The sequence below is a fragment of the Pseudidiomarina terrestris genome (genome assembly GCF_030466405.1).
In the GTDB taxonomy this organism is placed as follows: domain Bacteria; phylum Pseudomonadota; class Gammaproteobacteria; order Enterobacterales; family Alteromonadaceae; genus Pseudidiomarina; species Pseudidiomarina terrestris.
In genome coordinates this window covers 198,836-214,308 of the sequence record NZ_JAGGJF010000006.1, presented here as the reverse complement: position 1 = coordinate 214,308, position 15,473 = coordinate 198,836, and the positions used below count along the sequence as shown (strand labels likewise).

Genomic DNA, 15,473 nt, shown 5'->3' with positions numbered 1-15,473 from the left:
TATGCCTGGCGGCAATAGCGAAGTGGAACCACCTGATCCATTCCGAACTCAGTAGTGAAACGCTTCAGCGCCGATGGTAGTGTGGGGCTTCCCCATGTGAGAGTAGGACACCGCCAGGCTTTAATTAAGAAGAAAGCCCTCAGCTAACGCTGGGGGCTTTTTTTATGCCCGCCTTTTTATAGCTAATGATGGAGAACCCAGCATTTTAAGAGTTTTGCTAAGTTCTTGATGTTGCATTTACTGTTCGCTCATTCCCTAAAGCTACTCGCTGGTTTAGAATGCCTTTATGACAAAGATTCATAAGTTCGTCTCTTTAAAAGACCTGCATACATTTAAATTACCTTATCAGGCAGATGCTGTGGTTGAATTAACTGCGGCAGAGGATCTGCCGTCGCTTGCTGATAACTACTATGTACTTGGTGAAGGCAGTAATACTATTTTCACGACCGACTTTAGCCGAACGGTATTGAAGGTTGGGATCAAAGGCTACGAATGCTCGGAAACGGAAAACAGTTTCGAGCTTAGGGTTGGCGCAGGCGAAAACTGGCATGATTTAGTGATAAAAACCTTAGATGCAGACATGCCAGGGCTGGAAAATCTTGCGTTGATACCGGGGAGTGTTGGCGCAGCACCGGTGCAGAATATTGGCGCTTATGGGGTCGAGGTGTCGGAGTTTATCCGCACAGTGGAGGCCTGGGATAGGGAACAACACGAGTTTGTTCTGTTCAGCCAGAAGCAGTGCTGCTTTGCGTATCGTGATAGTTTGTTTAAACAGCATGCGGGACGTTATGTGATTACGCATGTCAACTTTTCGCTTAGTAAAAACTGGCGCGCTCAGCTTAGCTACGGAGCTTTATCCAGCGTGCCTGGTGATGCCTCGGCGAAGACGATCATGAAGGCAGTGGTGGCCATACGGAACAGTAAATTACCAAACCCCAAAGTATTACCAAACGCTGGCAGCTTTTTTAAAAATCCCGTTATTCCCCGGCAGCAGTTACAGGGATTGCTGGAGCGGTTCCCGGACATGCCGTATTACCCAGTAGATGATATGCAGGTTAAAGTCGCAGCTGGCTGGTTGATCGATCAGCTGGGCCTGAAAGGTTTCAGTTGCGGTGGTGTCGCGGTTCACGATAAGCAAGCTTTGGTGTTGGTTAATAAAGGTGAGGCTTCAGGTGAGGAGCTGCTTACCCTGGCAAAGGAAATCACAAGCCGGGTCAAGACGAGGTTTGCCATCGAATTGGAGATTGAGGTCAGGATCATGGGTGAAAAGGAACTTATCAACGCATGAGTAAACGCAATGAACGGGTGATAAAAGTGATCGAATTACTCGCCGACGGCGAGTTCCATTCCGGTCAGACCATTGGCGATGAGATTGGTGTTACCCGTACCGCCATCAGCCAATACATAAAAGATATTCAGGGGTTAGGTGTCGATGTGTTCCGGGTGACCGGCAAAGGCTACCGACTGGCGAAGGCTGTAGAGCTTTTGGATGAAGACATTATCACCCGGGAACTCAAAGCTCCTGTGGCGAACATAGAAGTGGAACGTGTGGTCACGTCCAGCAATGATGTCTTGCGTGAGCGCTTACGGGAAAACAAGGAACTGAATGCGGGTTACGCTGTACTGGCAGAAGCGCAAACGGCTGGTCGGGGACGACGCGGTAAAGCTTGGTACTCGCCCTTTGCTTCTAACCTTTATTTGAGTATGTACTGGCCTCTCGAGCATGGCATGTCCGGTGCAATGGGCCTTAGCGTTGCTATTGGTACCGCATTAGCTGAAACTCTTGCCGAAGATGGTATGGAAGGGGTGCAACTGAAGTGGCCCAATGACATCCTGGTTGGCGGTAAGAAAATAGCTGGCATCCTGATCGAGCTTGAAGGGCAGGCGACAGATTCAGCGCATGCGATTATTGGTATAGGTATTAATCTGCGCATGCCGGATTGGCTTGATGCCCCGATTGACCAGCCCTGGACGGATGTCGAAACTGAGCTAAATGGCCGGGTGGAGCGTAATCAACTGGTAGCTAAACTGCTGAATAAGCTGCGCACTGCTTTGCAGGCTTATGATGTCGAGGGACTTGCCCCTTTTATCGAACGTTGGAGCAGCTTCGATAAACTACAGGAGCGCGCGGTGCGCATCCAGTTTGGCGAAAAATACATTTCAGGAGTGGCCAAGGGCATCTCAGAAGATGGCGCCTTGCTGGTCGAAGTCGCCGGTGAAGTAAAGCGTTTTCACGCGGGAGAAGTAAGTTTACGCTATGAATCCTAATAAATTACTGATTGATGCAGGGAATACCCGAGTCAAAGCGGCGCAAATGGACGCCGACGGCCATTTAGAGCCGCTTTTTAATCTCTCCTACGAAGAGCTTCGTGAGACCCATCTGCAGGCTCCTGTGGCTTCCGTATGGCTTGCTCTGGTCGGCGGTGCGGCGCAGCAATCGTTGCTGAACGAATGGATGAAGTCACAATGCGGACAGGCGCAAGTTTATCCAGTAACTTCTGAGGCGCATAAGTTTGGTGTTTCTAACGCCTACAGTGAACCTACGCATCTTGGTGTAGATCGCTGGCTCGCTCTGCTGGGAGCGTACAATGAAAATAAAAAGCCGACGTTAATCATCGACGCAGGTACCGCCATTACCGTTGACTGGATTGATGACCAAGGCCAGCACTTAGGCGGCTGGATCGCGCCTGGCGTAGATATGATGCAAAAGGCGGTTACCGACCGAGCGCCCCGTGTATTCACTGATACTCAGAAAATATGGGGCCGAGTGAATCAGCTTGGCACGAGTACCCCTGACGGTTTGCTGGACGGCTGCGTAAATATGTTTGCCGGTATTGTTCGGCAGGCCTTGCACGTAACTGAAACCGAGCTGGACTGGTTTGATTACCGGCTGCTCTTTAGTGGCGGTTCGACACCGTTACTGCCTGTCGAGTTGAAGCGTAAAGGCGAACTGCGCAGTGAATTAGTACTGCAAGGTCTGGCATTGTACGCGCGGGAGCAGTCAGGAATTTAACGTCAGGGATTGGCGGTAAGCTGAAGTACCTGTGATGCTCGTGCATCACAGGTACCGATGACTAAATTAAAGCCTAAGCCTCAGGACAAGCGTGAGCGAAAGTCCTCGTAGGTGAAGCTGCGCACCAGATCAAAGTTATCATCCCGGCGCAGAATACCTATGTGCGGGTGCTCAACACCGTTGAAGAATGTCGTTTTGACCATGGTGTAATGCATCATATCTTCGAAAATAATGCGGCTACCCGGACGCAGCGGTTCGTCAAAACTGTACAAACCAATGACATCTCCGGCAAGACACGAGTTCCCACCAAGCTTGTAGGTGTGCTTGAGAACACCAGGTTCGCGGGCACCGGTGATTGCCGGGCGATAGGGCATCTCCAGCACGTCAGGCATATGTGCTGTAGCGGAGATATCCAGGATCGCGATTGGACCATCATTCTCTACAATATCAATGACCTCGGCGATAAGAGGACCGGTTTGCCAAGCTACGGCAGAACCAGGTTCAAGAATCACATCAAGGTCATACGTCTCGCGCAAACGCTTAAGTTGTTTGATCAAATGGTCGACATCATAGCCAGCGCGGGTCATCAGATGACCGCCGCCCAGATTCAACCATTTCATCTTATGCAGCAGGTCACCAAACTTTTCTTCAACAGCTTTAAGCGTGCGCTCCAGGGCGAAAGAGTCGCACTCGCACAAGTTATGGACGTGCAAGCCCTCGATTCCTTCCAGATCGGCTCCTTGCAGGTCAGCCGCACGGATCCCTAAGCGTGAGCCGGGAGCACTGGGATCGTACAACTCAGTCTCTGCTTCCTGATGTTCCGGATTCACCCGTAATCCCGGGGAAACGCCCGCTTCGAGAACCTGATCTTTAAAGGTTTGCCACTGGTTCAAACTATTAAATGAGATATGGTTGACCAGCGGTAACAAGGCGTCCATTTCAGACGTTTTGTAACCTGGTGCGTAAGCGTGGACTTCGCGGCCAAACTCCTCAGCGGCGAGTTTTGCTTCCCACACTGAACTGGCGGTACATCCCACCAGGTACTTGCGGATCAAAGGGAAGGTACTCCACATCGAAAAACCTTTTAAGGCAAGAATGATGTGTGCACCACTTTCGCGCTGCACCCGCTCCATTAATTGCAGGTTTTGTTCCAGCAGCGCCTCGTTACAGACGTAACAAGGCGATGGGATAGCGTCAGATAAATAGGATTCTGTCATCATATTAGCGCTTAAATGGTGATTCACATTCGACCACCTGCCATGGCAGACCGTACTTGTTCAGACGCTCCATGAACTCATCCGGGTCAAATTGTTCCATGTTCCAGACTCCAGGTTTCATCCAGTGCTCTTGCAGCATCATGGAAGCACCGATCATCGCTGGTACACCAGTGGTGTAGGATACGGCTTGCGCACCTACTTCTGCGTTACAGGCGGCGTGGTCACAGTTATTGAAAATGAAGATAGTTTTCTCTTCACCATCTTTGATGCCAGTGACATAAGTACCGATACAGGTGCGTCCAGTGTAACCTTCGGCTAACGAGCCTGGGTTTGGCAATACTGCTTTCAAAAACTCCAGAGGTACAATTTTCTGTCCCTGAAACTCAACTGGCTCAATCGAGGTCATACCGACATTTTCCAATACGCGTAAATGCGTCAGGTACTGATCACCAAAGGTCATCCAGAATCGCGCGCGTTTGAGACTTGGGAAATGTTTTACCAGTGACTCCAGCTCTTCATGGAACAACAAATAAGAAGCGCGGACACCGACACCCGGATAGTCGAGATCTTCGCGCACACTGATCGGGTCAGTCTCAAGCCACTCCCCGTTTTCCCAGTATTTGCCTCGTTGGGTAATCTCGCGAATATTAATTTCCGGATTGAAGTTGGTCGCAAAGGCCTGACCATGGTCTCCGCCATTACAATCGACAATATCCAGATAATGAATTTCATCAAAATAATGTTTTGCAGCGTATGCAGTAAACACGTTGGTCACGCCTGGATCAAAGCCGGCGCCAAGTAGTGCCATGATGCCTTTCTCTTTGAAACGCTCATGGTAGGCCCACTGCCAGGAGTATTCGAATTTGGCTTCGTCTTTAGGCTCGTAGTTGGCCGTATCCAGGTAGTGAACGCCGGTTTCTAAACAAGCATCCATGATTGGCAGGTCCTGATAAGGAAGAGCAACATTAATTACCAGCGCTGGCTCAACCTCACGGATTAGTTTTGCCACCTCACCAGCATTGTCGGCATCAACCTGGTAAACACCGACCACGCGATCTTTACCCACTTCCTGTTGCAAGGCTTCGCATTTCGAAACGGTACGACTGGCCAGGTGAATTTCAGAAAAATACTCTGGTAGCATTGCACATTTTTTGACAACGACTCCGGCTACACCGCCGGCGCCAATAACTAATACTCGTGACATGTAGAGACCCTTTCTTTGGTTCCATTTACGGGTGACTTAAAGGCTGAAAGATAGCATATTTTTGCAAAAACAGCATCCCGACTTAACCTTTGGTGGGGCCGTAGTGCAGATACTGACCAACGATTTCTCGTAGCTGATTCTCAAATTCGGCGCGGCTGTTAGCGTGGTTGATTTGCGTCAACGCCGCACTATCAATAGTCGGGTCAAATAGCGCCCGGGGTTGGGCTGCCAGAACTGAATGTGCAGCTTGCTGCCGCAGTATATACCACCAGGCAAAGCGCGCGTTCGACAGCGGTAAATACCCTTGCGCAAAACCACGCAGAATGGGAACAACGGTAGTGTCGATATTAAGGTTCAGTGGCACAGTTTGGCCGCGCTGCCAGCATAGTTCGGCTTCCTGTAACTGTTGTAACGCTTTGATCAGCGAACAGCTTGCCGTGGTCAGCCCCTGCGCCCAGATCGCACTGACCGCGCCACTGGCCATATTCTTTTTCTGGCCACGGCGGATTTCCACCAGCCCTGATGTTTGCCAAAAAGCTTCAACTGCGGGCGTGATGCCAAAACTGGTACCTAACGCATCTATGTTCTGTGTCTGTGCATGTTGATAGAGCGCTGTAAGCATGCGCCGGCCAATCCCCTGGCGGCGCAGTTCGGGGTGCGTGGCAATGCGGACAATGCGCAGCCAGCGCCACGCAAGACAATCGGGTTGTTGCCGGTAAAATCCTACCGCTTGCGGCAGAAGCTGCCCCTTAAGCCGACGCTCACCGCGCAAAACAGGTTGTTGTAGCTCCAATTCGATAGGACCTTCCTGCGCCACCCAGCAGACACCTATAACCAGCTCATCTGCCAGTAATAAACCGAGGTGCTGAGCGGGGTCATCGAGTAATAACCGCAGATCGTTTGGACTGCTTTGATAATGCGCTTCAAGGAGTAGCGTCATCACCTGCTGTAGGAGTGCATTGCTAAGCTCACTGGCATGAACATAATGCCAGCGGACTTGGCCTGATGTTGCTTGCGGTTTTTTTAAGGGTGCGAGTTTGAGCATCAGCACTTGATTGAGCCATGCCTCTACTGCGTCAGCAGTGCTCCAACGGAGCGGCTCGGTGAGCTGGTGTTGCTGACACTCGCAGCTTTGTTTGAGCCAGGTTAGAAACCGCAGGGCAAAGCCTTTACCACAGCCTTCATAACCGTCGACGGTAGTCGCGATGGCCCAGACACGGAAATGCTGCTGCAGTTGCTTGAGAATATGTAACGGAATAGCCGCGGCTTCATCGATAACGAGCTTGGCGCCGAACTCAGAACTATCTTTAAGTAGTCGATCCCATGCCCGAAACCGTGCCCCGCCGGCAGCATGTTTTAAGAGTGTAGCCGCAGCCTGTGGCTGCGGCGCGGTCACCAGAATCGGCTTTGCTGAGCTGTAACCCGCTGCTTTAATCGCCAGGCCCAAAGTCGTACTTTTGCCGCGCCCACGGTCGGCGAGCAAGAGATGTGTCGCTAATTTGTATTTGGTCATTTGACTAATGACCTGAGCCTGACTGGCAGAGGGTAAGTCTGGTGCAGCAGACGCAGGCAGGTGCGTCTGACTAACGGCAGCGAGATGATCAGGCAGGTGTTGCCAGTGGCCGACGTGTCGAACCAGACCGATCTCTTCGGCAGATTGTAACAGCCGCTGTTTAAATGCTGATGAGCCCGCCGGTAAAATCACCCACAAAATACCGCCACCCCTGATGGTGCCGGTGACTGCCGCAAGGGCATCAGCATGAATAAGCTGCTGGTAGTCAAGCAGCACTGCGTCATAAGTCTGACCCAGTACATCGCGGTAACGGTGAATGGCTTTAGTGTCAGCTGTTGTATCACTGAAGTGCAGGGCGTTGGGAGTGAGTTCCAGCAGCTTATCACGAAGCTGTGCACGCTCATGATCATGGTCTGGGCTAAAAATGAAAACAGCACGTTGCCGTGCTGTTTTCAAATGGTGTCTGACGAGTGCTAATGAAGCTTGCAGTGACATGTCGTGATGACGTGTAAGCAGCTTACAACAAAGCCACACCAAAGAACTTCGCTGCTACCGTATTGGCAAATACGAGAGCGAGAATTAACGGGATAAAGGTACCGATCGCAAAGTTGACATATTTGTGCAGAAAGCTGGTTGCGTAGTTACTGTTACCTTCGCCAAGTTCAGCCGCGAAGTTCTCACGCTTCCAGCGGAAGCGGACAAAGAGACAAATCAACAGACCGTTTAATGGCAAGATGGTTTCGTAAAAGACGTCGACAATGACATCGAACAGTGACTTATCTATCCCGGCGTAGGTAATCACGTGGCTCACCCAGGGCACCAGACCAAAGGACGTGGCTGCCAGTAAGGTCAGAATAGTGATGGCAATGCCCATAACCAATAGCGCCGTACTGCGTGACACGTTGCGCTTCTCCATAAAGGATGAGGTCGGCACTTCGATAATAGACACTAATGAAGTGATAGCGGCAACAAAGGCGAGCAAAAAGAAGACGGAAGCTGCGACTGTGGCAAAACCGTAACCTATAATGTCTGACAACTGCATGAAAATTTGCGGGAAGAACGAGAAAATCATTGATACCGATGAGTCACTTAAGGACTCTGGGTTGGTATCTGGATAGATGGCAAAAATTGCAGGTAATGTCATTAAGCCGGCGGTAAAAGCTACTGCCGTGTCGGTAATAGCGACCAGCTTACCAGAGGTCACGATATCGTCATTGCGGCGGAAATAGGAGCCATAGGTAATGAGAATCCCCATACCTAACGACAACGAGAAGAATGCTTGGGCGAGGGCACCGTTAATCACACTACCATCAATTTTGCTGAAATCAGGAACCAGATAGAATTCGACCCCTGCCATGGCGTTATCCAATGTCAGTACGAAGATGACCAGTAAGATGAGCATTAAAAACAACGTTGGCATCAGAATTTTGGATGCGCGTTCAATACCCTTACGGACACCACCTACCAGAATAAAGTTGATGATCAGGGTGACGGCGATTAAGTAACCGACAAACGAATAGTCGTTAACGAAATGTCCAAAGTACTCGGGTTGCGCTATGACTTCCAAATTACCCGACAAGGTCTGAAACAGATAACCGAAGATCCACACGGTAATGACCATATAGAAGACTGCAATCATAAACGGCGTTATGGTTGCGAACCACCCGGCGAGACGCCACTGAATAGCATTCTTACCAAGTTCGGCGTAAGCGCTATAAGGGCTATGCTGAGTACGGCGGCCCAGTCCCATTTCCGCGAGCATGATTGGCAGACAAATAAAAGCGACAAAAAGTGCATAGATGATAAGAAATGCACCGCCGCCGTTTTTCGTTGCTGCAACTGGGAAACCAACGAGGTTGCCAATACCTACGGCAGAACCTGCCGCAGCCAGTATGAAGCCAATTTTCGAGCTAAAATGCTCGCGAGATGTACTCATAGGGGGACCTTTATTTATAGTTATTATAGACATAGCTTAGCGAGGCATAAGGAAACCTCGACGAACATTCGCTCAATCCTAGCGTATGCCGTAGAATGCGGCAAGCACCAGCAACACATAGATACGATGCAACACGATTTATTCTCGACAAACGGAAGCCCTGAGATCATTTCTCTTGGTGAGCAGAGCGCGCTGTTACGCGGCTATGCCTTACCCTGGGAAAGGCAGCTGCTTAAGGCAATTGATACTATAACGAGCCAAGCCTTGTGGCGTCGCCTGCAGACGCCTGGTGGACGAGCGATGTCGGTGCAAACCACAAATAGCGGAAGCTGGGGGTGGCATAGTGATAAGCAGGGATACCGTTACGTAGGGACAGATCCTTTGACGGAAAAGCCTTGGCCAGAGTTACCTGCTGCGGTGATTGGATTAGCGAAAAATGCCGCTGCACACGTGGGCTTTTCTGAGTTTATTGCTGACGCTTGCCTGATCAATCGTTACCAGCCAGGCACGCAGATGGGACTTCATCAAGACCGTGATGAATACTCCTTTGAGCATCCCATAGTATCGGTGTCACTTGGTTTACCGGCGCGTTTTTTATGGGGAGGTTTGCAACGTTCGGATCGTCCGTCTCGTATCGAGCTGCGGCATGGTGACGTAGTGGTCTGGGGTGGTGTTGATCGCTTGCGCTATCATGGAATTGCCAAATTAGCGGATGGCCACCATCCGCAGCTTGGCGCGCAGCGCATAAACCTTACGCTGCGCCGAGCCGGCTCTTAATACATCATGCTATAGAGTAAACGGCGGTAACGGGCGGCCAAAGGATCGCCTTTTGGTAGGCCATTGAGCATATCCAGCGCTTGTTGTCTGGCTTCTGGAAAGTTGAAATCTCGTTTGAGTACGGAAAAGCAAACCTCCAACGCCTCTTCCATACGCTTCGCCTGATATAAGCTGGTCGCTAATTCCAGTGCCAGTTCGAGATTATCCGGTTGTTCCTTTACCTGCTGCTGCAGGGCTCGCAGCTCCGGACTGTCCGCCGCTTGCTTTGCCAGCTGTAATTTACTCTGTACCTGCTGGAAATAGCTGTCCTGATCAGCGAGTCGAATTCCATCTAGCAATGACTCCGTTTGCTCGATTCGGCCAAGGCTGCAGGCTGCATCAGCTAAAGTCAGTTGCGCCTGGGTGTCTTCTGGCTGCAGGTCATAGGCCTGTTTGGCAAGCGCATAAGCCTCGTCAAATTGTTCTTGCTCGAGTAACTCCCGGGCATGCTTTAGTAAGTCCTCGCCAGGGCCAGGTATATGTTGTTCAATCCGCGCACGGATAGCACTTTCGGGCTCAACACCGGCAAAGCCATCCACGGGCTGACCCTCTTTGAAAAACGCGACGGTCGGCAAGCTGCGAATGCCAAATTGGGCGGCAAGTTGCTGCTGTTCGTCACAATCGATTTTAGCCAAAGTGACACGGTCACTGTATTCGGCGGCAAGTTTTTCCAATACCGGCATGAGCTGCTTACACGGCTCACACCAGTCAGCCCAAAAATCGACAATAATCAGTTTGGATTGAGAGCCCTCCAGAATCACTTGTTGGAAGTTCTCGAGCGTTACCGTGATACCTGTGTTTGCCACACTTATTCCTTCTTACTCATTAAGTTTGTATGTTGAACTAACTAAACCAGCGTAAAAGCTTTTGCTTAAACGAAGTATAGGGAGGATACCGGAAATTCGGATCGAACCAAAATGGCCGTTGCATTACCGATTTCTGATGGCTAAAGGTATCAAATCCAAATTTGCCATGATAGCGACCCATGCCACTAGGACCTACGCCGCCGAAGGGAAGCTTCGGATTCAGCATAAACATCAGCGTGTCATTATTGCATTGGTTCCCCGCGTGGGTTTGCTCCGTTAACTGCTGTAGGCTGCGTGTCGAGCCGCTGAAACCATAAAGTGCCAGTGGCTTATCACGATCACGAATAAATTCGATGGCACTGGCAAGGTTTGGCACCGTCAGCACCGGGAGTAGCGGGCCGAAAATCTCCTCCTGCATGACGGGGCTGTCGGTGGCGACCTCGGTCATTATGGTGGGTTCAATGTAACGCGCCTGACGGTCAAACTCACCGCCATAATAAAGCGTACCCTGGTCAAGGTAATCGACCAGTCGTTGCCAGTGTTGCTCATTGACAATCATTCCATAGTCGTCAGCATCTGCTGCATCGTCCCCAAAAAAGGACTCAATCGCTTCTCGTAGCGCCTCAAGAAAAGGTGCTTTGACGCTTTCATCGACCAGCACATAATCTGGAGCGATACAGGTTTGTCCTGCGTTCAGCCACTTTCCCCAGGCAATACGGCGGGCCGCTGTTTTGATATCAGCATCCGCCAGCACCACCGCCGGGCTCTTTCCTCCCAACTCCAGCGTTACTGGTGTTAAATGTTCGGCGGCGGCTTTCATGACAATACGTCCGACTCGACCACCCCCGGTGTACATGATGTGGTCAAAACGCTGCTGCAAAAGCGCTTGCGCAGTGTCAGCACCGCCATTAACCACCTGAACTGCTTCATTAGCTAAATAGTCGGGCAACAATCGCGCCATGAGTGACGCCGTCGCTGGGGCAAGTTCTGACGGTTTCAGCACGACACAATTACCGGCTGCCAGAGCAGCAATCAATGGGCTTAGCAGCAATTGTAGCGGGTAATTCCAGGCACCTATGATAAGCACCACCCCCAGCGGCTCGGGCTGCAAAAAGCTTTTGCCCGGCCAGGCCATCAGTGGCTGACTTACGCGGGTTGGTTGCATCCACTTCCGTAGCCGCTTGCAGGTATGTTCAATATCACTGGTCAAATAACCCAGCTCCGTCAGCCAGCCTTCTGCCTGGCTTTTACCCAGATCAGAATGTAACGCCTCGAGAAGCTCAGCTTCATGTGTTTCCAGCATTAACGCGAGCTGTTTCAGCTGCGTCATACGCCACGCGTGAGAACGCGTCAGTCCGCTCACATAGGTATGGCGCAGGCGTTGCATTAAGTTGCTAAGCTCCATTTGTTCTGACACAGGTCGTACTCCTTAAGCAAAACCACCTAAAGTAAGGGTTTTGGTTTCTTGGTATTCGGCGAGGCCGTAACGCGAGCCTTCGCGACCAATACCTGACTCTTTAACACCACCGAAGGCGTTATACGCGTGCGAGATGGCGCCGGCATTTATGCCGAGCATGCCACACTCCAGTTCACTACTGACCCGCTCGATACGGCGATAGTCTTCGGCACAAAAGTAGCCAGCCAGACCAAAGGGCGTGGCATTGGCTTTGCGGATGCCTTCTTCTTCGGTGTCGAAGGTCTGAACTGCAACCACGGGGCCAAATATCTCTTCCTGAGCGATGTCCATGGTTGAGGTCACTCCGGTTAACAGGGTAGGGGCATAGAATAACTCGCCAACCTCGTCCAGAACCTTGCCGCCGGTTAAACATTTAGCACCTTGCTCTCTGGCATCGGCAACCAGTCGTTTGACCTTATCGATGGCATCTTGGTCAATCAGCGGGCCATAATCGACTTCATCTGCAGTACCTGGGGCAACTTTGAGCTTTTCCATTTCGGATTTCAGGGTGTTGACGAATTTATCTAAGACTTTCTCCTGTACCAGAATACGGTTGGCACTGATACAGGTCTGGCCTGCGTTACGGAATTTGCAGATTAAAAGTTGCTCGACTGCAAGCTCAATGTCGGCATCGTCAAATACGATAAACGGAGCATTGCCACCGAGCTCAAAAGATACTTTCTTCACGGTGCTGGCGCATTGCTGCATCAGTTTCTTACCGACCGCCGTTGAGCCAGTGAAACTAAACTTACGCACGTCTGGATGTTCGGTGAGAACTCCGCCAATCGATTTGGCGTCAGTGCTAGGTACGATATTGATGACGCCGTCAGGGATCCCCACCTCGCTGGCGAGCTGCGCGATAGCCAGTGCGGAAAGTGGTGTTAATTGTGGTGGTTTTACCACCATAGTGCAGCCAGCTGCCAGCGCTGGCGCGACTTTTCGGGTGATCATGGCGTTTGGAAAGTTCCAGGGAGTTATCGCGGCACAGACGCCTACCCCTTGTTTGGTGATCCAAACGCGCTTATCCGGGCTCTGCAGTGGGAGCACGTCGCCGTAACTGCGCTCAGCTTCAGCCGCAAACCACTCAACAAAGCTGGCGCCGTATTCAATTTCAGCCGCGGCTTCCGCGACGGGCTTGCCTTGCTCGGCGCACATTAACTCGGCCAGGGCTTGTTTGTTACTTAGCATCGAGTTAAACCACCGACGCAATAATTCGGCACGCTCGTGGGGCGTCTTCTTGCGCCAGCCGGGCAGGGCATTTTTGGCTGCCTCAACGGCCCGTTCAGTCAGCGTTGCATCAGCATCAGCAACTTCGGCAACGACTTCACCAGTGGCCGGGTTGGTAACGGCAAAACGCTGTTCCACAGGCACCCAGTGGCCATCGATGAATGCATTGGTCTTCGTAAGTGAACGCATGCTGTGGGATGTCATAATTTTCCCCTTGTTGTTGGCAAGTAGTAAAAACTTATAACTCTCCTATGAGTATGTTGCCTAAGTGGTTCACATGCAACGCTAGTTTAGCTTGTAATTAGGTAGTGATTCACGTATAGTCCGCAACCTCAGGGTCATTACCGCTAATGATGGGAGCGGCTCAACCCCTGACTACGCTGGGGTTCAGCGCCTAATCTTCCTGCCAGAGTGTTCATCGTGTTCTGTAGCTGGGCGTACCTATACCCCCTTTATGCTTTACAGAAATGATGTGAGATACAAATGTCTGATTTAATGACTGGCCAATCGTTCAGCGATTTTGGCCTACCAAGTGCTGTGCTTAAACAAGTCGAAAGCATGGGCTTTACAACACCAACTCCTATTCAAATTCAAGCCATTCCAGCCTTACTTGAAGGTAAGAATGTTTTAGGCGAAGCGCAGACCGGTACCGGTAAAACTGCGGCCTTTGGCTTGCCTGGCTTGACTTTAGTCGATCCAAAAGTACGTCAAACCCAAATGTTGGTTGTTGCACCAACTCGCGAATTGGCGATTCAGGTAGCAGAAGCTATTACCGAATTTGGCAAACAAATGCGAGGTCTTGAAGTCGCAACTGTCTACGGTGGCGCTGCATTTGGACCACAGATCAAAGCGCTACGTACTGGCGCGCAAGTGATCGTCGGTACTCCGGGTCGTTTGCTCGATATGCTGAAAAAAGGCGTATTGAAATTAGACGCACTGCGTATGGCCGTTTTGGATGAAGCAGACGAAATGCTAAACATGGGCTTCATCGATGATATCGAAGCCATCATGGGTGCTGTGCCAAATACATCGCAACGGACCTTGTTCTCAGCGACGATGCCGAATGCAATCCGTAAGCTTGCAAAAACCTTCCTGGTGACCAGCGAAGGCGAACAACCTGTTTCGATTAAAATTGAAGCTAAAAACGTGGCGAAATCTACGATTCGTCAACGTGCATGGCAAGTTCGTGGTATCACCAAGATGATGGCACTGACACGCCTGCTTGAAACCATGGATTATCAACGCGTGTTGATTTTCGTCCGCACTCGTAATGATACGATGGAAGTTACTGAGCAGTTGCAGGCTGCCGGCTTCAAAGCATCGCCATTGAGCGGCGATCTTAATCAGGCGCAACGTGAGCAGACGGTGAATCAGTTGCGTAGTGGTCGTATTGAAATTCTCGTCGCTACCGACGTTGTTGCGCGTGGACTAGACGTACCAGAAATCACCCACGTGGTGAATTATGACTTACCTGGTGACACTGAATCTTATGTCCACCGCATCGGCCGTACCGGCCGTGCCGGTCGCAGTGGCGAGGCAATCTTGTTTTTCCGCCCGCGCGAGAAACATTTGTTGCGCCATTACGAGCGGTTAACGAGCAGCACCATTGAGTTTTTCGAAGTGCCAAGTGCAAGCGATTTGAGTGCTCATCGCCAAGCTTCTTTGCAACAGAAAATCGTTGCACAGGTTGAAAAAGGCGGTATGGATGAACTGACTGCGATCATCGAAAAGATGCAAGAGCAGACAGAATTAACGGCAAGCCAAATCGCAGTAGCGTTGTTAGCACAGCAACAACAGCAGCGTCCGTTGATTGTCTCAGCTGATCCGGCGCCGAAGAAATTCGCCGAGCGTCCTGAGCGCGCTGACCGCAATGACCGTGGTGACCGTAAGCGTCCAGAGAAACGCGCAAATACTCGTGATCGTCGCGATGCAAACGTTGAATTTGATACTTATCGGATTCAGGTCGGCCGTGATCACGGTGCTCGTCCACAAGATATCGTGGGTGCTATTGCCAACGAAGCGGAAATGGACAGCAAGTATATCGGGCAAATCCAATTATTTGAAAACCACAGTCTGGTTGAGTTACCGAAAGGCTTGCCAACAGGCGTGTTACGCATTCTGCAGCGCGCCCGTGTCCGTCAGCAACAGATGGGTATGGAGTTAGCTGCCGATCAGGCTATCGCGCCTCGTGCGCACAAGCCTGGTGGACGTCCAGCACCGAAAAGTTTTGCCCGCAACGAACGCCAGCCCCGTGGTGAACGTCGCAGCCGTCGCTTTCAATAAGC

12 protein-coding genes and 1 rRNA gene are annotated in these 15,473 nt (G+C 51.0%); 6 read left to right on the top strand and 7 right to left on the bottom strand.

Annotation, left to right across the window (positions count from 1 at the left end):
* The first annotated feature begins 4 nt into the window (after positions 1-4).
* The 4 genes from rrf to J6J34_RS11785 all read left to right on the top strand — a co-directional run bounded on the left by rrf (position 5) and on the right by J6J34_RS11785 (position 3,013).
* Positions 5-119: ribosomal RNA gene (gene rrf, locus J6J34_RS11800) — 5S ribosomal RNA — on the top strand.
* 167 nt (positions 120-286) lie between these two features.
* Positions 287-1,288 carry a UDP-N-acetylmuramate dehydrogenase gene (gene murB, locus J6J34_RS11795; protein ID WP_301899078.1) on the top strand — a complete coding sequence of 334 codons (1,002 nt, stop codon included), beginning with the start codon at positions 287-289 and terminating at the stop codon, positions 1,286-1,288.
* A complete protein-coding gene (birA, locus tag J6J34_RS11790; RefSeq protein ID WP_301721644.1) occupies positions 1,285-2,268 on the top strand; it encodes a bifunctional biotin--[acetyl-CoA-carboxylase] ligase/biotin operon repressor BirA in 984 nt (327 codons plus the stop codon). The genes murB and birA overlap by 4 nt, the downstream gene beginning before the upstream one ends.
* Complete coding sequence (locus J6J34_RS11785; protein WP_301721645.1) at positions 2,258-3,013, top strand: type III pantothenate kinase; 756 nt, start codon at positions 2,258-2,260, stop codon at positions 3,011-3,013. Before birA ends, J6J34_RS11785 begins: the two co-directional genes overlap by 11 nt.
* Positions 3,014-3,093: 80 nt before the next feature.
* Here J6J34_RS11785 and nspC read toward each other — a convergent pair whose 3' ends face one another.
* The 4 genes from nspC to J6J34_RS11765 all read right to left on the bottom strand — a co-directional run bounded on the left by nspC (position 3,094) and on the right by J6J34_RS11765 (position 8,883).
* Positions 3,094-4,230, bottom strand: coding sequence for a carboxynorspermidine decarboxylase (nspC, locus tag J6J34_RS11780; protein WP_301899080.1), 1,137 nt, complete (start codon positions 4,228-4,230; stop codon positions 3,094-3,096).
* A 4-nt stretch (positions 4,231-4,234) separates the two neighbouring features.
* Positions 4,235-5,434 (bottom strand): saccharopine dehydrogenase family protein, encoded by a 1,200-nt coding sequence (locus J6J34_RS11775; RefSeq protein ID WP_301721647.1) that lies wholly within the window; start codon positions 5,432-5,434, stop codon positions 4,235-4,237.
* 82 nt (positions 5,435-5,516) lie between these two features.
* Complete coding sequence (locus J6J34_RS11770) at positions 5,517-7,442, bottom strand: GNAT family N-acetyltransferase (protein ID WP_301899077.1); 1,926 nt, start codon at positions 7,440-7,442, stop codon at positions 5,517-5,519.
* Positions 7,443-7,464: 22 nt separating this feature from the next.
* Positions 7,465-8,883, bottom strand: a complete 1,419-nt coding sequence (locus J6J34_RS11765; RefSeq protein ID WP_301721650.1) for a sodium-dependent transporter — start codon at positions 8,881-8,883, stop codon at positions 7,465-7,467.
* Positions 8,884-9,009: 126 nt separating this feature from the next.
* On the opposite strand from J6J34_RS11765, the gene alkB reads away from it, so the two are divergent.
* Positions 9,010-9,660, top strand: coding sequence for a DNA oxidative demethylase AlkB (gene alkB / locus J6J34_RS11760; protein WP_301774009.1), 651 nt, complete (start codon positions 9,010-9,012; stop codon positions 9,658-9,660).
* On the opposite strand, the gene trxA is transcribed toward alkB, so the two are convergent.
* Genes trxA through J6J34_RS11745 form a run of 3 tightly spaced genes read right to left on the bottom strand, consistent with a single transcriptional unit; the run spans position 9,657 to position 13,392 of the window.
* Positions 9,657-10,505 (bottom strand): thioredoxin, encoded by an 849-nt coding sequence (trxA, locus tag J6J34_RS11755; RefSeq protein WP_301774010.1) that lies wholly within the window; start codon positions 10,503-10,505, stop codon positions 9,657-9,659. The genes alkB and trxA overlap by 4 nt on opposite strands.
* 37 nt (positions 10,506-10,542) lie before the next feature.
* A complete protein-coding gene (locus J6J34_RS11750) occupies positions 10,543-11,910 on the bottom strand; it encodes an aldehyde dehydrogenase family protein (protein ID WP_418055289.1) in 1,368 nt (455 codons plus the stop codon).
* 24 nt (positions 11,911-11,934) lie between these two features.
* Positions 11,935-13,392: an NAD-dependent succinate-semialdehyde dehydrogenase gene (locus J6J34_RS11745; RefSeq protein WP_301899075.1), complete on the bottom strand. Its 1,458-nt coding sequence runs from the start codon at positions 13,390-13,392 to the stop codon at positions 11,935-11,937.
* A 279-nt stretch (positions 13,393-13,671) separates the two neighbouring features.
* Here J6J34_RS11745 and J6J34_RS11740 point away from each other — a divergent pair, with 279 nt between their 5' ends.
* Complete coding sequence (locus tag J6J34_RS11740; protein ID WP_301899074.1) at positions 13,672-15,471, top strand: DEAD/DEAH box helicase; 1,800 nt, start codon at positions 13,672-13,674, stop codon at positions 15,469-15,471.
* Positions 15,472-15,473 lie beyond the last annotated feature (2 nt).